The organism is Pseudomonas sp. VD-NE ins (genome assembly GCF_031882575.1).
Classification (GTDB): Bacteria; Pseudomonadota; Gammaproteobacteria; order Pseudomonadales; family Pseudomonadaceae; genus Aquipseudomonas; species Aquipseudomonas fluorescens_BZ.
Genome location: NZ_CP134772.1, coordinates 350092 through 370830 on the forward strand (window position 1 = coordinate 350092; position 20739 = coordinate 370830).

General features: G+C 57.1%; 14 protein-coding genes. 7 read left to right on the forward strand and 7 right to left on the reverse strand.

Annotated features, from left to right (window positions below):
* Positions 1 to 21: 21 nt before the first annotated feature.
* Complete coding sequence (gene secB, locus RMV17_RS01535) at positions 22 to 507, forward strand: protein-export chaperone SecB (protein WP_007909233.1); 486 nt, start codon at positions 22 to 24, stop codon at positions 505 to 507.
* Positions 508 to 629: 122 nt separating this feature from the next.
* Here the strand turns inward: secB and trmL are convergent, their stop codons facing one another.
* The gene (gene trmL, locus RMV17_RS01540) at positions 630 to 1085 is read right to left on the reverse strand and encodes a tRNA (uridine(34)/cytosine(34)/5-carboxymethylaminomethyluridine(34)-2'-O)-methyltransferase TrmL (RefSeq protein ID WP_027611265.1); all 456 of its coding nucleotides are present in this window, start codon (positions 1083 to 1085) and stop codon (positions 630 to 632) included.
* On the opposite strand from trmL, the gene RMV17_RS01545 reads away from it, so the two are divergent.
* The 4 genes from RMV17_RS01545 to RMV17_RS01560 all read left to right on the forward strand — a co-directional run bounded on the left by RMV17_RS01545 (position 1084) and on the right by RMV17_RS01560 (position 9754).
* The gene (locus tag RMV17_RS01545; protein WP_034153008.1) at positions 1084 to 1524 is read left to right on the forward strand and encodes a hypothetical protein; all 441 of its coding nucleotides are present in this window, start codon (positions 1084 to 1086) and stop codon (positions 1522 to 1524) included. The two genes, trmL and RMV17_RS01545, sit on opposite strands and share 2 nt — an antisense overlap.
* 191 nt (positions 1525 to 1715) lie before the next feature.
* A complete protein-coding gene (locus tag RMV17_RS01550) occupies positions 1716 to 5066 on the forward strand; it encodes a hypothetical protein (protein ID WP_311885051.1) in 3351 nt (1116 codons plus the stop codon).
* Positions 5067 to 5177: 111 nt separating this feature from the next.
* The gene (locus RMV17_RS01555) at positions 5178 to 7169 is read left to right on the forward strand and encodes a leucine-rich repeat domain-containing protein (protein WP_311885053.1); all 1992 of its coding nucleotides are present in this window, start codon (positions 5178 to 5180) and stop codon (positions 7167 to 7169) included.
* Positions 7170 to 7288: 119 nt separating this feature from the next.
* Positions 7289 to 9754 (forward strand): hypothetical protein, encoded by a 2466-nt coding sequence (locus RMV17_RS01560; protein ID WP_311885055.1) that lies wholly within the window; start codon positions 7289 to 7291, stop codon positions 9752 to 9754.
* A 652-nt stretch (positions 9755 to 10406) separates the two neighbouring features.
* On the opposite strand, the gene ntrC is transcribed toward RMV17_RS01560, so the two are convergent.
* The 5 genes from ntrC to glnA all read right to left on the reverse strand — a co-directional run bounded on the left by ntrC (position 10407) and on the right by glnA (position 15983).
* Positions 10407 to 11843 (reverse strand): nitrogen regulation protein NR(I), encoded by a 1437-nt coding sequence (ntrC, locus tag RMV17_RS01565; RefSeq protein ID WP_007909238.1) that lies wholly within the window; start codon positions 11841 to 11843, stop codon positions 10407 to 10409.
* On the reverse strand, positions 11840 to 12925 hold the full coding sequence (gene glnL / locus RMV17_RS01570; RefSeq protein WP_064117045.1) for a nitrogen regulation protein NR(II): 1086 nt from the start codon (positions 12923 to 12925) through the stop codon (positions 11840 to 11842). Before glnL ends, ntrC begins: the two co-directional genes overlap by 4 nt.
* Positions 12926 to 13156: 231 nt before the next feature.
* Positions 13157 to 13780 (reverse strand): DUF4124 domain-containing protein, encoded by a 624-nt coding sequence (locus tag RMV17_RS01575; protein WP_311885059.1) that lies wholly within the window; start codon positions 13778 to 13780, stop codon positions 13157 to 13159.
* Positions 13777 to 14289, reverse strand: a complete 513-nt coding sequence (locus RMV17_RS01580) for a DUF4124 domain-containing protein (RefSeq protein WP_311885061.1) — start codon at positions 14287 to 14289, stop codon at positions 13777 to 13779. The genes RMV17_RS01575 and RMV17_RS01580 overlap by 4 nt, the downstream gene beginning before the upstream one ends.
* A 287-nt stretch (positions 14290 to 14576) precedes the next feature.
* Entirely contained in the window at positions 14577 to 15983 is a 1407-nt protein-coding gene (gene glnA, locus RMV17_RS01585; protein ID WP_007909254.1) for a type I glutamate--ammonia ligase, read from the reverse strand.
* Between the two features lie 328 nt (positions 15984 to 16311).
* Here glnA and thiI point away from each other — a divergent pair, with 328 nt between their 5' ends.
* Complete coding sequence (thiI, locus tag RMV17_RS01590; protein ID WP_034153004.1) at positions 16312 to 17766, forward strand: tRNA uracil 4-sulfurtransferase ThiI; 1455 nt, start codon at positions 16312 to 16314, stop codon at positions 17764 to 17766.
* Positions 17767 to 17905: 139 nt separating this feature from the next.
* Positions 17906 to 19726: a translational GTPase TypA gene (gene typA / locus RMV17_RS01595; protein ID WP_311885064.1), complete on the forward strand. Its 1821-nt coding sequence runs from the start codon at positions 17906 to 17908 to the stop codon at positions 19724 to 19726.
* 316 nt (positions 19727 to 20042) lie between these two features.
* Here typA and RMV17_RS01600 read toward each other — a convergent pair whose 3' ends face one another.
* Entirely contained in the window at positions 20043 to 20480 is a 438-nt protein-coding gene (locus RMV17_RS01600) for a YkgJ family cysteine cluster protein (protein WP_016985748.1), read from the reverse strand.
* Positions 20481 to 20739 lie beyond the last annotated feature (259 nt).

Sequence of the window (20739 nt, forward strand, 5' to 3'; positions counted from 1 at the left end):
CAAGATCAGAAAGGATCTGAGATGACTGACCAACAGAACACTGCAGCCAGCGAAGAAGAAACCGCACCGCAATTCTCCTTGCAGCGCATCTACGTACGCGACCTGTCCTTCGAAGCCCCGAAAAGCCCGGCGATCTTCCGCCAGCAGTGGGATCCGGCGGTCGCTCTGGATCTGAACACTCGTCAGAAAGCACTGGAAGGTGATTTCTACGAAGTCGTACTGACCCTGTCCGTGACCGTCAAAAACGGTGAAGAAGTCGCCTTCATCGCTGAAGTGCAACAGGCCGGTATCTTCCTGATCAAGAACCTCGATGCGGCTTCGATGAGCCACACCCTGGGTGCGTTCTGCCCGAACATCCTGTTCCCGTACGCGCGCGAAACCCTGGACAGCCTGGTGACCCGTGGTTCGTTCCCGGCCCTGATGCTGGCCCCGGTGAACTTCGATGCCCTGTACGCGCAAGAATTGCAGCGCATGCAGGAAAGCGGCGAGACGCCAACCGTTCAGTAAGACGGTTCAGCGACACCCATGTGGGAGCGAGCCTGCTCGCGAAAGCGGTCTGTCAGACACATCAATGTTGCCTGACACTCCATATTCGCGAGCAGGCTCGCTCCCACATTTGTTTTGCGGTGTTACTTGAAGTCGTTCTGGCGCCAGGCTTCGTACACGGCGACCGCGACGGTGTTGGACAGATTCAGGCTGCGGCAGCCTTCGCGCATCGGCAGGCGCAGGCGCTGTTCCGCCGGCAGGGCGTCGAGTACTTCCGCTGGCAGACCACGGCTTTCCGGGCCGAAGATGAACGCATCGCCAGGAACAAACGCGGCATCATGAAACGGCCGCGAGCCCTTGGTGGTAAACGCGAACAGCCGCGGGTTGCCAAGGCTTTCCAGGCAACTGGCCAGATCCGCGTGACGTTGCAGCGTGGCATATTCGTGGTAATCGAGACCGGCACGGCGCAAGCGCTTGTCGTCCATCTCGAAGCCCAGCGGTTCGATCAAATGCAGGTGGCAGCCGCTGTTGGCGCACAGCCTGATAACGTTGCCGGTATTCGGCGGAATTTCTGGTTGAAAAAGGATGACGTGAAACATGCACGGCTCCGAAGGTAAAGATGAGCGGCATTCTACGCCGCCTGTGGACAACCGTTCGAAACTATTCCCGCGGGTGATCGGTTCGCTGGCGATTGTCGGCGTGATGATCGGTTTGATGATCGGCCGCCTGACCACGCCGGATCCGACTGTATTGCAGCAGGTTGAAGTAACCGATGGCGGTTTGGTGGTGTGGTTCAACAACGAACCCAGCCTGCACGGCGAGATCATCGACGGCACCGTGGCGCTTTTGTTCCAGGCTGAGGGCCGGGCGCAGAAGGGGCAGCTCAAGCTCGATGGCAAAGACGTCAACTGGCGTATGCGAGCGAGTGACGGTGGGCTATTGCTGACGGTGCTGGCGGCGCGGCCGCTGCAGGGCGATTGGGTCGGCAGTGAGGTCGATGACCGCTGGCGTCTGGAGATTCGTTTGCAAACGAACTGATCGGAATTCTGCTGCCCTTCTCGTTTACTCCTACGCTTCTTGACGCCATTTCCCATCCCGTCAGTCCTCCTTTCCGCTCTCCTTCAATGCCTGCGCACGTTATCGTGCGCTCCTCATTCAAACCGGCAGGATGCCAAAATCTTCGTCCCTCGCGCGAAAGCCGAGGGTGACTTCTTCAAGGATGAAAACCCATGCCCGGAAAACCACCCACCGGTGGCGGCCCCCCCGCAAAAGTAAATACGACGACCAGCCCCACCCGAGCGGCGAACGTGGAAACTCCACTCGCCGGCCCATCGGGCCGCAGAGGTTCAGGTTCGGGTATTTATCCCGATTCGCAACCGCAAGCCGGATCATCGGGTGCTACAAACGTCGGCATCATTCGCCCGGCGGTTGACCGGGTGCTTGACAGCGCTTCGGTTGAAGTTCCTCAGCCCGACGCTCAATTGTCGTTCGTTGATTACTTGGTCAGCCTCGAATCGGTGCTTCCAGAAGTCAACAGCGAAGGCTTGAGGGTTAACAGGAAAGTCACCTACGCCGAGTTGACCACCGGCAAATTTGTTCCTGTTCGCGTGGATCCGAAGACAGGGCTGTATCGGGCCCGACGGCCAAGCGAGTCGCAATTGGGCCCGGTGATGTTACGCGATGCCGACAGTGGGCTGTGGTACCCGCGTGAAGTCATTGAGCCAACCACCCGGGCGCAGGTCCAAAGATACCTGCCGGAAACGACCGATCTGGACGCAGATGCCTTCATCGCCCGCTTTGGCGACAAGGATGTGGCAGATGTGGAGCTCAAACGGATTGAGCGTGGGCTTGCTGATATGGAGCTCGATATCGATTTTTTAATGCAAACGGTTTATCACGACTCTCCTGATGCTGGCGTGGTCATGGCGAGTAAGCTACGCAGGCTTTACAAGTGGCAGGGCGAACCCAATGAGCGTGTCTATCACGCAGAGCAACCAGTGGGTTTCAAGATGGATATCGATCTCGATTTCTGGCCAGTCGCTTTTCCCAACTCAACAAAATTCAACTCTGTTGTCGCCCTTACCCTCAGGGCTGGTGACCAGCAAATCCCGAAGTCGGTACTTGCGCAGTTTCCCAGCATTGAAAGTCTTGCGGCGGTTAGTCAATGGCCCACATCCCCTCGCCCTGGCGATCAGTTCCGTTTCCCCGGTGGCCGGCCCCGTACCTTCTCCAGGTTCAAGATTGATCAGGACTTTGTTGAACAATTGACCAGACTTCCCCATTTACGCGAGCTGAATCTGCAAGACGGCAATCTGCCTGCCGGGTTTTCGCTGACAGGCATGACCGAACTGCGGGCACTGTCACTTCGCAACGTTCAGGGGGTGACGGATCTGACCGGTATGGTGAATGTCATGCCAGGGCGGTTGGGCTTGCAGGTCCTGGATCTGCACCAGAATGCGTTCTTGAAAGTGGCGCCTGACGTGACAGGGATGACCGAGTTGCGTGTATTGGATCTGACACAGACCGGCATAAACCAGCTCCCGCTCGGTCTGGATGCTGACAATGGGCTGTTACGACTGGAAGTATTGAAGCTCGGCGACAATCCACTTGCTGTTATGCCCTCGCTAAAAGGCAGGACTGCGCTGCAGGAGCTGGACCTTTCCAACACCGGTCTGGACAAGTTTCCGGAGGGCATCACGTCCGAAATTCCCGGGGAAGTGCTGAATCTTTCGAACAACCGCATTACATCGATCCCTGAGTCCGTTGAAATCAGAGCGGGTTTCAATCTCATCGGCAATCCCATAACGGATCTGCCGACCCTCCGGCGGCTGATGGACGCGCGTATAAAAACAGGTACTGATATTTGGCTGGGAGAAGGAGGTACTGATAGCTCGCCAAATGCCTGGCTACGACATTTGCCGCTAGAGGATCTGCCTGAAAATCTGAAACTTTGGAACAGCGTTGACGAACCCTGGCTCGAGGTGAGGAAAATCGTCTGGCAACTGTCGCGTACGCCCGAATTTCACGTTGAACGCGCGCTTTTGCAGCAACGGGTCTGGCGGTTTTTCGAGAGCTACAGTAAGGCTGAACCCGGCGCTCGGGCCAGGCTGAAAGACATTGTGAAGGGTGAACTCAGTCCCATGAAAAAGCTGGAAAGACTGGAAGCGGAAACAGGTCTGTCAAGCGAATCACTGCCGCCGGACTCATTACTGCGCAGTGATACCGGCAGCGGCGCCGGGCGCTTGCTCAATGCCGCTGAGCCAACCACCCAAGCGCAGTTCCGAGAATACTTCCCGAAAGCGACCGATCAACAAGCCGATCACTTCAGCGTGCACTTCGGTGACAACAAGGCGGCAGAGGTGGAGCTCAAACGGCTCCAGCTTGGACTTGCCCGACTGGACCATGAGGTCAGCCTTTGGAAAGATGTCTATGACGCCAGCAGAAATGCGTTGGGTCTCAAGTTGCGCCGTCTGTACACATGGCAAGGGGAGCCTGACGAGTTGGTCTTTCACGATAGGCGGCCGGTGGGTTTCAAGCTCTCTCTGCATCTTCAGGAATGGCCAGATCTTCAGCCCCCTCCAACGACTTTCAACTCTATCGTTTCCCTTGACCTGGGGGGGCTGGGTCTGACTCTTCCGGAAGGTTTTTTTACAATATTTCCCAACCTTGAAAGTCTGAACGTGGGTTATCGATATGGTATCGATCCTGCGAATCGCAGACTGAGGCTCACCATGGAGTCAGGCAGTCTCGAAGAATTGGCAAGGCTTGCGCGTTTACGGGAATTGAAGCTGCGAAAGAGTAACTTGCCGCCTGATTTTTCGGTGGCCGGCATGACCGGGTTGCGTGTATTGGATCTGGAGCAGACGGGAATACATCATCTCTCTGGACTTAATGCTGACAACGGGCCGTTGCGACTGGAAGTATTGAAACTCGGCGATAATCCGCTCTCTATTGTGCCTTCAGTCAAGGGAATGGCTGCTCTGCAGGAACTTGATCTTTCCAACACAGGGTTAGACAGATTTCCGGAGGGCATCACCTCCGAGATTCCCGCAAAAGTGTTGAATCTGGCGAACAACCGTATTGCATCGATCCCCGAATCTTGTGAGATCAGAGCGGGCCTCAATCTCATGGGCAATCCCATAACGGATCGGGCGTCCTTTCGGCGGCTGATAGAGGCACGCAAAAAAACAGGCACCGACTTTTGGCTGGGACCGGTCAGCAATGATCGGTCGGAAAACCTTTGGCTGCAAAGCGTGCATGAAGATGTAGGTAAAAAACGGAAACTGTGGAACACGATCGGTGAACTCGACCCTGACGTTAGAATCAGGATCCGGAGCCTGAGTGCGACACCGGAATTCCACGCCGAGCGTCCGCTTCTGGAGCGTCGCGTCTGGTGGTTTCTCAGGGATTACAGCGATGCCGACATTAGCGGGCGGATACGGCTCAACGATATTTTGCTCAATGAACGCAGCCCCGGAAAAATGCTGGACAGGCTGGAAGCCGACATACGCGAAAATGATCCAAAGCGGCAAAACCCGCCCCAGCATCATTTGCCCAAGCGTCCGAGGCTTGATCCGTAAACGTCTCGACGGGCAATACCAAAGCGCGGCGTTCCATTGATATCGGCAGGATGCCAACACCATCGTCCCTTGCACGAATGCCAAGGGTGATTTCTTCAAGGATGAAAAAACATGCCAATAAAACCACCTACCGGTGGCAGCACTCACGTGAAAGTGGATGCTTCGACCAGCCCGACCCGACCGGCGGAGGTGGACATTCCACTTCCCGGCCCATCGGTTCGCAGAGGAGCGGGTTCAGGTCTTTCCGATGATCCGCAACCGCGAGCCGGTTCATCGGGGGCTACAGACCTCGGCGTCATCCGCCCGGCGGTTGACATGGTGCTGAACAGCGCTCCGGTTGAAGTTCCTCAGCCCACCTCTCCGTTGTCGTTCGTTGATTACTTGGTCAGCCTCGAGACGTTGATTCCAGAAGTCAACAGCGAAGGCTTGAGGGTTACCCCGAGAGTCACCTACGCTGAGGTGGCCGACCGCAAGATTGTTCCTGTTCGCGTGGATCCGGAGACAGGGCTGTATCGGGCCCGCCGGACAAGCGAGTCGCAACTGGGCCCGGTGATGTTACGCGATGCCGACAGTGGGCTGTGGTACCCGCGTGAAGTCATTGAGCCAACTACCCGAGCGCAGGTCCAAAGATACCTGCCGGAAACGATCGATCTGGAGGCGGATGCCTTCATCGCCCGCTTTGGTGACAAGGATGTGGCAGATATAGAGCTCAAGCGAATTCAGCTCGGGCTTGCGCAACTGGGCATCGCGCACGTCAGCATGCCGACCCATCACAATCACGGTACAGGGACCTCTTGGATAACAGAGGTCTTTGGCATGTGGCACACGCTGCGCCAATTGTACAAGTGGCAAGGTCAGCCTGATCAGCGAGTCTATAGCGATGGACAGCTATCCGGTTTCAAGCTGGACATCAATCTCACACTATGGCCTGTCGATAAGCTGCTTTCATTGAAATTCAAGTCAGTCGTTTCTCTGACGTTAAGAGGTCATGCGCCGCTGAACCCGGAGGTGTTTTTTGCGCAATTTCCCAACATTGAAAGTCTGACGGTAACAAGCCAGATAATCACCAGAGGAACCTTCGAGTACTCCTCATATGAGCGTGTTTACTCAAGATTCAATTTGGGTTCGCGCTTTGCCGAGCAATTAGCGAGGCTCCCCCATTTACGAGAACTGAACCTGCGGGATTGTGACTTAGAGGATGATTTTTCGGTGAGGGGTATGACCAGACTGCAGGTGTTGAGGCTTGGTGAAACACATGTGGCAGCGCTGAATTTTTATCCCGACCCGGTGCGCTCTCGGTTGTCTGTTCAATACCAGAACATTTTGTTTCTGACGGATCCTGACATTTCCGGGATGACCGAGTTGCGTGTGCTGGATCTGACAGGCGCCGGGATACGCCGAATCCCTTTCGGGCTTGAAGCCGACAACGGGCCGTCGAGACTGGAAGTATTGAAACTTGGCGACAATCCGCTCTCTATTGTGCCTTCAGTCAAGGGAATGGCTGCTCTGCAGGAACTTGATCTTTCCAACACCGGTCTGGATAAGTTTCCGGAGAGCATCACGTCCGAGATTCCCTCAAAAGTGTTGAATCTGGCGAACAACCGTATTGCATCGATCCCCGAATCCTATGAAATCGGAGCGGGCCTCAATCTTATGGGCAACCCCATAACGGATCCGGCTTCCTTTCGGCGGCTCATAGAGGCACGCCAAAGAACAGGCATCGACGTTTGGCTGGGAGAAATCAGCAATGATCAGTCGGCGGACCTTTGGCTGCAAAGCGTGCATGAAGATGTAGGTAAAAAACGGAAACTGTGGAACACGGTCGGTGAACTCGACCCTGACGTTAGCATCAGGATTCGGACCCTGAGTGCGACACCGGAATTCCACGCCGAGCGTCCGCTTCTGGAGCGTCGCGTCTGGTGGTTTCTCAGGGATTACAGCGATGCCGACATTAGCGGGCGGATACGGCTCAACGATATTTTGCTCAATGAACGCAGCCCCGGAAAAATGCTGGACAGGCTGGAAGCCGACATACGCGAAAATGATCCAAAGCGGCAAAACCCGCCCCAGCATCATTTGCCCAAGCGTCCGAGGCTTGATTGACTCCGGGATCAGCGCTTCGCTACTTACTTTAAATCTGGTTCTCCATTAATACCGGCAGGATGCCGATGCTGTTGTCCCTTGCGTGAATGCCAGGGACGACTTTTTCAAGGATGAAAAACATGCCAGGAAAACCACCTGTTGTTGGCATTACTCGAGTGGATGTTCACGTCAATCCGACTAAAAGGCCGGATGGGGATTCAGCACATGCTGTCAAGCCGGGCCGAAATGGCGTGGATCCGTGGACGCGTGTCGATGATCCGAAGTTGCAAAACAAGTCACTTGGCAGTGATGCAGATCTTGATGCAATTTTGCCGGCGCCGACGATCACGGTTCATCAGGCGTCGCTCCGGGCTGAAAACCTTCCCGTCGCATACACGTCGCTGGAGAGTTACGAGATAAAGTCATCGGCGGAGCTACCGAGTGCCGACGGCGAAGGCTTCATGCTGTACAAAAATCGCCAGTATGTGAGTGTACACGAGGGCGTCATCGTTCTTGTCGGGGTGGATCCGGACACGGGGCAGTATCGGGCTCGACATTCAAACGAATTAGTACCCTCCGGGCCGTTGCTGCTGCGTGACACCGAAAGTGGCCTCTGGCATCCGCACAACGACTTCAATGCACACACCATTCCTCTGACCGACGCAAGCTTGCATGCCTTTCGCACAGAGCTGGATGTCAGCGGTGTCGAACCCGGTAGCGACGGCCTGTTGCGTCACGATGGCAAGATCTATGTGGTCCTCGACGAAAAGGCGTATCAGGTGATGCAGGATCTTGATGCGTCGCGCCCGGAATACAAAGTGTGGCGTCTGGTCAATCCCAAGGATCCCGTCGCCACCGACAGTGCGAACATCTATCGCGCCAGCCGCAGCGGTGAAACCCGAGCCATTACCCGCAACGCGCAGAACACCTGGGTCTCTATCCTCACGGGTTTGCGGGGCGGCATGGACCGCAATGACCCGGCACACGCCAACCCGTTTAACTTTCATCGCCCCTGGCTCGCCAACCCGGGACCCTCAGGCGCTCAACCGCCGGTCGTTGTCGCGACCACGCGAGCACAGGTCAAACGCTACTTTACCGACGCGAAAGATCATCATGCCGATGCCTTCATCGCGCGATTTGGCGAAACGGGTGCGGCAGAGGTGGAACTCAAGCGGCTTCAACTTGAGTTCCCCCAACTGAGCCGTGAGATCCGTGCCTGGGAGACCGCCTATAAGGGCAATGACAGCGCGGAGCGCCGTCGGCGGCTCGCTGTAGGTGACAGGATGCGCCGACTGTACAAGTGGCAAGGTGAGGAGGCGGAGAAAGTCTACCGTGATGGTCGAGTGGTCGGCTTCAAGCTGGAACTGGATCTGGGGGAGCGAGGGAACCTGGCGTTGCCGGTGTTTTCGACCCGACTAAGCTCCGTCGTTTCTCTTGGCCTGACAGGAAGCACCTCGAAAAATCTGGGCGGTTTATTCTCGGTGTTTTCCCACATTGAAACCCTCGAAGTACACCGACTCAGGGGCAAGAATAATAGCCTGCTTGGCGAAATCGATAAACTTGCCGCGCTGAAGGTTCTGGAGATACGCGAAACCAGTCTTTGGCTACCGTCAATCGGTCTTGAACATTTCACCCGATTGAACCGTTTGCAGGAGTTGAGCCTGACAAACTGCAGTATCTGGCCTCGTCTTTCGGTGCGCGGTATGAGCGAGTTGCGGGTACTGCGCTGTCGCTCCTGTGATTTATACGGTCTGCCGGAAGGGTTGTCTGATCCAGTTTCGATGTCACGTTTGCAAGTGCTCGATCTGCACCATAATCCGAATTTGCATGATGCCCCTGACGTCACCAACATGCCCGAGTTGCGAGTACTCGATCTGTCCCGTACCTACATGAGCCAGCTGCCGGCCGGGCTTGGTTTGCCGAACGGTCCGAGGCGACTTGAGGTATTGAAATTCGAGCACAGCAGACTTGCTGTAGCGCCGTCGCTCGGCGGAATGACAGCCTTGCTGGAGGTAGATCTTGGACACACTTACATAACCCGCTTTCCGGAAGGTGTCACATCCACGATTCCCAAAACTCGTTTGAGCCTGGTCTATAACAGGATCACATCGATCCCTGAAACCGTAGAACTCAGAAAAGGTTTTGAGCTGGAGGGCGCGCTGATTTCCGACCCCGTTTCCCTTCGACGACTGATTGCTGCGCGTCGACAAACAGGCATCGATTTCTGGCTGAGAGACTGGCAGGCTGATTTGGGGATCAATCATTGGCTACATAATGTGCCGCAGGCACAACACCCAGGAAAATACGGCCTTTGGGGCTCGCTAGCCATTCCGTTAAACAGCGTGATGATGGTCAAAATAAGAAAACTGGTCCGCACGCCCGAATTTCTGGTCGAACGCGCACTTTTGCAACGTCGCGTCTGGTCCTTTCTTGAACATTTCCAAAAGGTCAGTCTGGGTGAGCAAGACGGTTTGCGGGATATTGCGTTGACTGAACCCAGCCCCGGAAAGATGCTGGACAGGCTCGAAGAGGAAATAAAGAAGTTTGACCCGGATTGGCAAAACCAGCCCCGGCATCATTTGCCTAAACACCCGAAGCTGGGATGACGCTGGGTTGCGAGGCGGTGTAAAAGCGGGAATCCCTGACCTGCCTGTATCAGGGTTCCCAAAACGGGATGGACTTCGCGTGACGCGTCGGTCCGGTGTAAAGAGGGAACCCCCGGCCTGCCTGTACCAAGGATCCCAAAAAGGTGGGCTCGTCGCGATGCGGTGTGAGCCCGATGTAAAGAGGGGAATCCCCGGCCTGCCTGTACCAAGGTCCCCGAAACGGGTGGTGAATCGAATCACCTGTAAAGGTTATTGCAGGGGGCGTGCCAGGTTTTAATCTGTTGAAACAAAAAAGCTGATGAGAAACGCGAAAGCCCCGGAATTCGGGGCTTTCGGGTTTTTGAATAAAGGGTTCTTCAGTGTTTTCAGGAGTGGTTCTGGCGATACGACCGTGCGCGATCACGGGTCATTGTGCATTGATGCGGTGCACGGTGGCCCTCACCCTAACCCTCCCGAAACGTCGGACCGCCCATAGGGAGAGGGGACTGACCGGGTCGCCCGTCAAGTTACGCCGACCTGCAATACCCCGCCGAACTCAGGTCTTGAAAATCATACAAATCGGCTCCCTTTCCCCCTCTCCCCTATGGGGGGAGAGGGCTGGGGTGGGGGGGATGGATCCTGAGTACACAACTACCCTCAAGCGAACAAGGTTTTAACCCTCATCCCCCTCATCATCATCCCCACCATCAACCTTCATCCCCAATTCCTTGATCTTGCGCGTCAGGGTATTACGCCCCCAACCCAGCAAAACCGCGGCATCTCGACGCCGCCCGGCGGTGTGCTTCAGCGCCGTCTCGATCATGATCCGCTCAAACGCCGGCACCGCGCTGTCGAGCAGACTCGACTGGCCACGCGCCAAGGCCTGATCGGCCCACTGACGCAGCGCCTGCTCCCAGTTGGTCACCGGCGCCGAGTCCTGTGGCAGGTTCAGCAGTTCTGGCGGCAAGTCGCTGATGTGCACTTCGCGCCCGGACGCCATCACGGTGATCCAGCGGCAGGTGTTCTCCAGCTGACGCACGTTGCCGCCCCACGGCAGGTTCTTCAGGTATTCCTCGGTCTCGCTTTTCAGCAACTTCGGCTCCACCGCCAATTCTTGCGCGGCGCGGCTGAGGAAGTGCTTGGCCAGGGTCGGGATGTCTTCACGACGATCCGACAGGCGCGGGATGTGGATGCGGATCACGTTGAGGCGGTGGAACAAGTCCTCGCGGAATTTGCCGGCGTGGACCAGGGTTTCCAGATTCTGGTGGGTCGCGGCGATGATGCGTACATCGACCTTCACCGGCACATGCCCGCCGACGCGGTAGAACTCGCCATCGGCCAGAACCCGTAGCAAACGGGTTTGCGTATCCGCTGGCATGTCGCCGATTTCATCGAGGAACAGCGTGCCGCCGTCAGCCTGTTCAAAGCGGCCGCGACGCAGGTTCGCCGCGCCGGTGAACGCGCCTTTCTCATGGCCGAACAGCTCGGATTCCATCAGGTCTTTCGGGATTGCCGCCATGTTCAGCGCGATGAACGGCGAGGCCGCGCGCGGGCTGTGGCGGTGCAGTGCGTGGGCTACCAGCTCTTTACCGGTGCCGGATTCGCCGTTGATCAGCACGGTGATGTTGGAGTGGCTCAAGCGCCCGATGGCGCGAAACACTTCCTGCATCGCCGGCGCTTCACCGATGATTTCCGGGGTGCGAGTCAAGGCTGGTACGACTTCCAGGCCTTGTTGTTCCTGTGCGTGTTGATTCGCACGTTTGACCAGCGACACTGCTTCATCAACGTCGAACGGCTTCGGCAAGTATTCGAAAGCGCCGCCCTGATACGAGGCAACAGCGCTGTCCAGATCGGAATGAGCGGTCATGATGATGACCGGCAACCGTGGATGCTGCTCGCGAATACGCGCCAACAAATCCAGACCGCTGGCACCGGGCATGCGAATGTCGGAAATGATCACGTCAGGCTGCTGACGGGCCAGACGACTCATCACGCCATCAGCACTGTCGAAGCTCTGGGTGGTCATGCCTTCCTGCTGCAAGGCTTTTTCCAGAACCCAACGGATAGAACGGTCGTCATCGACGATCCACACGGTTTCACTACGGCTCATGTCGATGTGGCTCCTTGTTCCAGTGGCAGAAAGATCGAGAAGGTGGTGTGGCCTGGATGGCTGTCACACTCGATCAGGCCCTGGTGCTGGCTGATGATGTTCTGGGTAATGGCCAGGCCGAGTCCGGTACCGTCCGGGCGTCCGCTGACCATGGGAAAGAAAATGGTTTCCTGAAGTTCCGCCGGGATCCCCGGGCCGTTGTCGATGATCTCGATCTTGGTTACCAGACGATGGCGGATGTGGCCGATGGTGAACTGGCGCATTGCGCGTGTGCGCAGGCTGATGCGCCCCAGGCGCAGCTCGTTCTGGCTGCTGATCGCCTGCATCGCGTTGCGCACAATGTTCAGCACGGCCTGAATCATTTGCTCGCGATCGATCAACACGTCGGGAATGCTTGGGTCGTAATCGCGCACCAAGGTGATGCAGCCCTGGCTTTCGGCTTCAACCAGTTGGCAGACGCGCTCGAGCACTTCGTGGACGTTGCACATCGCCAGCGACGGCAGCTTGTTCGAGCCGAGCATGCGGTCGACCAGATTGCGCAGGCGGTCGGCCTCTTCAATGATCACGTTGGTGTAATCGCGCAGGCTGTCTTCCGGCAGCTCGCGAGCCAGCAGTTGCGCGGCGCCACGGATGCCGCCCAGCGGGTTCTTGATTTCGTGGGCGAGGCCGCGCACCAGCATCTTGCTGGTTTCCTGCTTGGACAGTTGCGCTTCTTCCTTGGTGATCCGCAGCAAGCGGTCACGCGGATGGACTTCCAGCAGGAGCATGGTCGCGCCGTTGCTGAGGATCGGCGTCACCGCGTAATCCACGGTCAACGTCTGACCGGTGAGGGCGGTGAGCATCGCTTCGCGTTTGGTAAACGGATGCGCCTGTTCCACGGCCTGGCGCAGGGAATTCAGCGCCTCGGTGGATTCGGTGAACAGCTCGCTGATGAATTGCCCATGGCTGCGCTGCCCGCTGATGGCGAGCAGCATCTCCGCCGCCGGGTTCATGTACTCGAGGCGCAATTCGGCGTCGAGCAGGATGGTGGCGGTGGTCAGGTTGTCGAGCAGCAAACGGTGGATTGCGTCGCTAATAGTCATCGGAGCCTCTTTTGGGGGCGGAGCGTGCGCAACAAGCAAGCGTCGGTATCGGGAAAATGCAAAAACCAAACCAAGGCTCTGAAAAGAAGCGTTCAACGCCTGAAACAGGCGTTTGACGCTCGTTTGAGTGGCAGGGTGCCAGCTCGAACGGGAAGTTTCGAACCAAAATGGGTTGGGTTGTGGGTACGGTGCAAACTATTGCACCAATATAGTGCGCAAAGCTGAACGGCGTTAGAAGAAACGCAGGAAGGGGTTTTTCGGCTCTTCGGGTTTGTCTTTCAATGGGCATTCCGGGCGCACGCCGTAGTCTTCGGCGACGCAGGGTTTGACCTGGCGTTTTTGCGCGAGGGAAATGCGTAGCATGTGGAAGGGCTGGTTGGCGGTGCGTTCGACTGTTCTGCCTTCAGCGTCGAGGATTTCGACGGAAAGATTGTGGCTGCCGCGATCAATATTGTTCAGCGGGAACACCGGACTCAGGCCGGGTTCGCCGGTGGCCTGCCCATCCAGCAGCAAGCGATAGCGGTGGCCGCGTTGCAGGCCCGGCTCGCTGGTGACACTGACGATGATTTCGCCGGCGCTGCTGCGAATGGTTGCATCGGGTTCGGGCACCAGAATGCGCAGCATGTCGTAGTGGAACAGCGGCTGTTCCGGGGATTTTTTTGCGGTGGTGATCGGTGCGGCAGCGGTTGAATTGGCGGACATGCGATTGCTGGTCGCGATCGGTACGCGTTTGGCGTTGCCGCGCGGTTGATCGGTGTAGACGCGATTGCCCTGCGCATCGATGTAAGTGAATACTTCGGCTGAGGCTTGCAGTGTCACCATCGCCATCGCGACGATCAGCCATGCGCGGATCATGGCGTGTGCACCCGTTGTACGCTGAGGGCGACTGGCGGGCTCTGTTGAATGATCATCTGACCGTCGATGACCTGCACGGCGAGACGATGCTCGCCGCGATCGACGTTCACCAACTGCAGAATCGGCACATTGCTTGGCTGGCCGTAGGGTTCGTCATCGAGTACCAGCCTTAATTGATGCGGCGGTTGCAGACGCGGCTTGATCAGCACGTTGACGATGAAGGTGCCGTTGTTCGCGCGCAGGGCTTCTTCGGTGGGCAGCCCGGCGAGTTCGAGGATGTCGTAGGCGTTGCGCTGAGGTTCGCGGTTGTCGCTGACGGGCGCAGGGGGTGCGCTCGGTGCTTGCGGCTCGACGCGATTGAGCGGCGGCAATTCCACGGGCTGCGCCTGTACGCCGTCCGGCGAATGATCGCTGTACACCGTGTTGCCATTGGCATCGGTGTACTTGTAGATCTGCGCGGCGGCGGGCAGGGCGATCAACAATAGAATGTAGAGAAAGGTGCGACCCATGAAATCGACCGGGATAGAAAGCGATGGGGTGCAGCATAGGTCAGACGCGACGGTTGGCCCAACCCTGCACACATCCAGAGATTATTCAGACACCACAAATCCCCTGTGGGAGCGAGCCTGCTCGCGAATGCGGTGCGTCATTGGCAGTGATGGCGACTGATACGACGCCTTCGCGAGCAGGCTCGCTCCCACAGGGATCTGCGTGACGCCATAAAATCGCGGGCAATAAAAAAGGCCTCCCGAAGGAGGCCTCTTTCACTCACGCCACGTAACGCGGCGCTACCGGATCAGCAGCTGTAGTACAGCTCATATTCCAGTGGGTGTACGAAGGTGCGAACCTTGATTTCTTCTTCCGATTTCAGCGCGATGTAAGCGTCGATGAAGTCGTCGGAGAACACGCCGCCCTTGGTCAGGAACGCGCGGCCCTTGTCCAGCTCTTCCAGGGCTTCTTTCAGGCTGCCGCAAACTTGCGGGATCTCTTTCGCCTCTTCAGGCGGCAGGTCGTACAGGTTTTTGTCGGCAGCGTCGCCCGGGTGGATCTTGTTCTGGATACCGTCCAGACCGGCCATCAGCAGTGCTGCGAAGGCCAGGTACGGGTTGGCAGCCGGATCCGGGAAGCGTGCTTCGATACGGCGGGCTTTCGGGCTCGACACGTAAGGAATACGGATCGAAGCGGAACGGTTGCGAGCCGAGTAGGCCAGCATTACCGGAGCTTCGAAGCCTGGTACCAGACGCTTGTAGGAGTTGGTCGCCGGGTTGGTGAAGCCGTTCAGGGCCTTACCGTGCTTGATGATGCCGCCGATGAAGTACAGAGCGGTATCGGACAGGCCGGCATAGCCTTCACCGGCGAAGGTGTTCTTGCCGTCTTTCCAGATCGACATGTGTACGTGCATGCCCGAACCGTTGTCGCCGTACAGTGGCTTCGGCATGAAGGTCGCGGTGCGGCCGTAAGCGTCAGCAACGTTGTGGACAACGTACTTCAGGGTCTGGGTTTCGTCGGCTTTCTTCACCAGGGTGTTGAACTTGACGCCGATTTCGTTCTGGCCGGCAGTCGCCACTTCGTGGTGGTGAACTTCAACGGTCAGGCCCATTTCTTCCAGTGCGTTGCACATGGAGGTACGGATTTCGTGGTCGTGGTCGAACGGTGGAACCGGGAAGTAGCCGCCTTTCACGCCTGGACGGTGACCCTTGTTGCCGCCTTCGATGTCCTGGTCGGACATCCACGAACCTTGCTCGGAGTAGATCTTGAACATCGAGCCGGAAATGTCCGACTTGAATTTCACCGAGTCAAAGATGAAGAATTCTGGCTCTGGACCGGCGAACACGGTGTCACCGATACCGGTGGCTTTCAGGTGTTCTTCGGCACGCTTGGCGATCGCACGTGGGTCGCGGTCGTAGCCTTGCATGCTCGAAGGTTCGATGATGTCGCACACCAGGATCAGAGTGGCGTCTTCGGTGAAAGGGTCGAGAACGGCAGTTTCGTCAACCGGCATCAGGATCATGTCGGAGGCTTCGATGCCTTTCCAGCCAGCGATGGAGGAACCGTCGAACATCTTGCCGACTTCGAAGAAGTCTTCATCCAGCGCATCGCGAGCCGGCATGGTCACGTGGTGCTGAGTGCCTTTGGTGTCCGTGAAGCGCAGATCAATCCACTTGACGTCATGATCTTTGATGAGTTGAACCGTCTTCGACATATGTCCTCCGGGTGGCTTCGGGCTTGGTAGTGGATGCCCTTGAATTTGGGTGATGCCGGCGCGAATACTCTGCCAAGGCAACCTGCCTCACAAGGGAGCAAATTGCATGCCAGTGCCCCAGCATGGGTTTTTTGCCCCAAATTCACGCTTATAAAGGCTTCAAACGCCTGATCGCTGGAAATCTCGCCCTCTAATGTAGCGTCTTGATTCGAAAATGACCTGTTTTGGTGCGTGCAAAACCTTCTGCACATTAACTGGTTAAACCTTGAGCAATTTCCGCTATAATCCGCGCCCCCCTTTTTCGGCTGGCCGTTCGCGCGCTGTTTTCATGAAACTAATCGTAAAAGTCTTCCCCGAGATCACCATCAAAAGCCGACCTGTCCGGACGAAGTTCATCCGCCAGTTGGCCAAGAACATCCGCACCGTGCTCCGCGACCTGGACCCGGCCGTGGTGGTGAACGGTGTGTGGGACAATCTCGAGCTGGAAACCCGCGTTACCGACGCCAAAGCCTTGAAAGAGATGGGTGAGCGCCTGACCTGCATGCCGGGCATCGCGCACTTTCTGCAGATCGACGAGTACCCGCTGGGCGACTTCGACGACATCACCGAAAAGTGCAAACAGCACTACGGTGATGCGCTGGCCGGGAAGATTTTTTCGGTGCGCTGCAAGCGCGCGGGCAAGCACACGTTCAGCTCGATGGATGTCGAAAAATACGTCGGCAGCAAGCTGCGCCGTGAGTGCGGTGCCGCCGGTATCGACCTGAAAGCGCCGGAAATCGAAGTCCGTATTGAAGTTCGCGACAAACGGTTGTTTGTCATCCACAGCCAGCACAACGGCATCGGCGGTTACCCGCTCGGCGCCCTCGAGCAGACGCTGGTATTGATGTCCGGCGGCTTTGACTCGACCGTTGCCGCCTACCAGATCATTCGTCGCGGCCTGATGACGCACTTCTGCTTCTTCAATCTTGGCGGTCGTGCCCACGAATTGGGCGTGATGGAAGTCGCGCATTTCATCTGGAAGAAGTACGGCAGCTCGCAACGCGTGCTATTTGTCAGTGTTCCGTTCGAAGAAGTGCTGGGTGAAATTCTCGGCAAAGTCGATAACAGTCATATGGGCGTCGTATTGAAGCGTATGATGTTGCGCGCGGCCTCCAACATCGCCGATCGCCTGCAGATCGAGGCGCTGGTCACTGGCGAGGCGATCTCCCAGGTGTCGAGCCAGACGCTGCCGAACCTGTCGGTGATCGACTGCGTGACCGACAAGCTGGTCCTGCGTCCGCTGATCGTGGCGCACAAGCAGGACATCATCGACACCGCCAACGAGATCGGCACGGCCGATTTCGCCCGGCACATGCCGGAATACTGTGGGGTCATTTCGGTCAACCCGAAGACCGCCGCCAAACGCGGTCGCGTTGAACACGAAGAGAAAGAATTCGACATGGCAGTCCTCGAGCGTGCGCTCGAAAACGCCAAACTGGTGCCAATCGATCGGGTAATCGACGAATTGGGCCAGGACGTACAGATTGAAGAAGTCAGCGAAGCACTGGCAGGCCAGATCGTGATCGACATCCGTCACCCGGATGCCGCCGAGGATGAGCCGCTGGAACTCGCTGGCGTAGAAGTACAGACGATGCCGTTCTACGCAGTGAACGCTCGTTTCAAGGAGCTGGATCCGACTCGCCAGTACCTGCTGTATTGCGACAAAGGCGTGATGAGTCGCCTGCATGCTCACCATTTGCTCAGTGAGGGGCATGCCAATGTGCGCGTTTATCGACCGAGCTAAGTGCCCGGGGCTGTTTGCCTGTGGCCTGCGTCACCGGCCCCCCGACACCGCCGTCAAGCTGTAACGGCCATGCCGGACACTACTGCTAATCGCTGCCAAGACTTGTCAGCAAACCGAATCCTCTGATCGAGATACACAAGTGATCGAAAATCTACGCAACATCGCCATCATTGCCCACGTTGACCATGGTAAAACCACCCTGGTAGACAAACTCCTGCGTCAATCCGGCACTCTGGAGCGCAACGAGCTCAACGACGAGCGCGTGATGGACTCCAACGACCAGGAAAAAGAGCGCGGTATTACCATTCTGGCGAAAAACACCGCCATCAACTGGAACGGCTACCACATCAACATCGTGGACACCCCGGGCCACGCCGACTTCGGTGGCGAAGTTGAACGCGTAATGTCGATGGTTGACTCCGTTCTGCTGCTGGTTGACGCTCAAGACGGCCCTATGCCGCAAACCCGTTTCGTGACCAAGAAGGCTTTCGAAGCCGGCCTGCGTCCAATCGTGGTGATCAACAAGGTTGACCGTCCAGGCGCGCGTCCGGACTGGGTTCTGGACCAGATCTTCGACCTGTTCGACAACCTCGGTGCAACCGAAGAACAACTGGACTTCCAGGTTGTTTACGCTTCGGCCCTGAACGGCATTGCCGGTCTGGATCACACCGCCATGGCGGAAGACATGACTCCGCTGTACCAAGCGGTAGTCGACCACGTTCCGCCTCCGGCTGTTGACCGTGACGGCGCGTTCCAGATGCAGATCTCCGCTCTGGACTACAACAGCTTCCTGGGTGTTATCGGCGTTGGCCGTATCGCTCGTGGCCGCGTCAAGCCGAACACCCCGGTTGTGGCGATCGGTGCCGACGGCAAGCGCCGTAACGGCCGTATCCTGAAACTGATGGGTCACCACGGTCTGCACCGCATCGACGTTGAAGAAGCTGCAGCAGGCGATATCGTTTGCATCAGCGGTATGGACTCGCTGTTCATCTCCGACACCCTGTGCCACCCGGACACTGTCGAGGCGATGAAGCCTCTGACCGTTGACGAGCCAACCGTTTCGATGACCTTCCAGGTAAACGACTCGCCATTCTGCGGTAAAGAAGGCAAGTTCGTGACGTCCCGTAACATCAAGGACCGTCTGGACAAAGAGCTGTTGTACAACGTTGCACTGCGCGTTGAAGAAGGCGACACCGCTGACAAGTTCAAGGTTTCCGGCCGTGGTGAGCTGCACCTCTCGGTACTGATCGAAACCATGCGTCGCGAAGGCTTCGAGCTGGCCCTGGGCCGTCCTGAAGTAATCATTCGTGAAGTGAACGGCGTTAAACAAGAACCGTTCGAAAACGTCACCATCGACATCCCTGAAGAAGCTCAGGGCAAGGTCATGGAAGAGATGGGTCTGCGTAAAGGCGACCTGAGCAACATGGTTCCTGATGGCAAGGGCCGTGTTCGTCTGGAATACAACATCCCTGCTCGCGGTCTGATCGGTTTCCGTAACCAGTTCCTGACCCTGACCAACGGTGCTGGCATCCTGACCTCGATCTTCGATCGCTACGACACCGTCAAGTCGGGCCACATGTCCGGCCGTCAGAACGGCGTTCTGGTTTCGGTTGAAACCGGTAAGGCACTGACCTACTCGCTGGAAACCCTGCAGGCTCGTGGCAAGCTGTTCGTAGAACACGGCCAGGAGATCTACAACGGTCAAATCGTTGGTCAGAACAGCCGCGACAACGACCTGGGCGTTAACCCTACCAAGGGCAAGAAGCTCGACAACATGCGTGCTTCGGGTAAAGACGAAACCATCGCTCTGGTACCACCTGTTCGCTTCACCCTGGAACAGGCTCTGGAATACATCCAGGAAGACGAGCTGTGCGAAGTGACTCCTAAGTCCATCCGTCTTCGCAAGAAGATCCTGGACGAAAGCGAGCGTACCCGCGCTGCCAAGAAAGCCAAGGTGTAATTTAGCCCGAGCTTGAAAAAAACGCCCCCGGTCGCGAGACCGGGGGCGTTTTTGTTTGTCTGGGGGAAGTGTGTTGAAGCTGAAAAGCCCCTCACCCTAGCCCTCTCCCGGAGGGAGAGGGGACTGACCGTGGGATATTCATGAGATGCATCGACTTGAAAGAATTCTGCTGAATCCATAATCGATTTGGTGGGGCTGTACCGAATCTATAATCGACTATATTTTTCAGGTCGATGTCAGGCGCAAGACACTTCGGTCGGCTCCCTCTCCCTCCGGGAGAGGGCTGGGCGGGCGGCGTTCCGATGAGGGTAAGCTTTTAAAACTTCTCGATCGCGCGGAAATTCTGCACGCGCTCAACTTCTTTCGGCTTGTAAGCGCAATACCCCGGCCGCGGCCCGATCTTCGGGTGATTGCGGCAGGTATCCGGGCGCTTGTCATAAATGGTGCACAAGCGGCTCTTACGATCCAGGTAGTAGCAATCGTTGTTGCTCATGCGCTGCAGGGTAAAGATGCCGGACTTCTGATTGAAACGCTCAACCAAGCCTTCCTTTTGCAGACGCTTGGCGATGTTCTTTGGCGGATCGCCCAGTTCGAACTCGTCGACCACACCGATGCGCACCAGATCCTTGATCTTCACCTCGACCGGCAGCGTGCAGCAGCTGGACACGCAGGAACCGCACATCGGGGCTGAGTATTTTGCCCACGTATCGAGACGATCGATCTCGGCGGCGGCAATCAGGTTGGGCTTCATCATCGGGAGTTACCAGGCGTGTGTGCATCAGGGCGCGCGATCATACCGGGACTGGTGGATTTTTGAACAACCTTTCGCCAGATTTTTTCTGCGTGCAGGCACATTGCCGGACAATTCGGCACGGCCCCTGCATTCATTAGCTCACTCGACAAGGTAATGCCGGGCTATCTCACAGTCTCAGGAAATACTGCCGAACCAGAGCCCTCACCGTCGGTCAGACCGTCTAGGCTCAGACAATTCCCGCTCGCTCGAGGTCCTATTG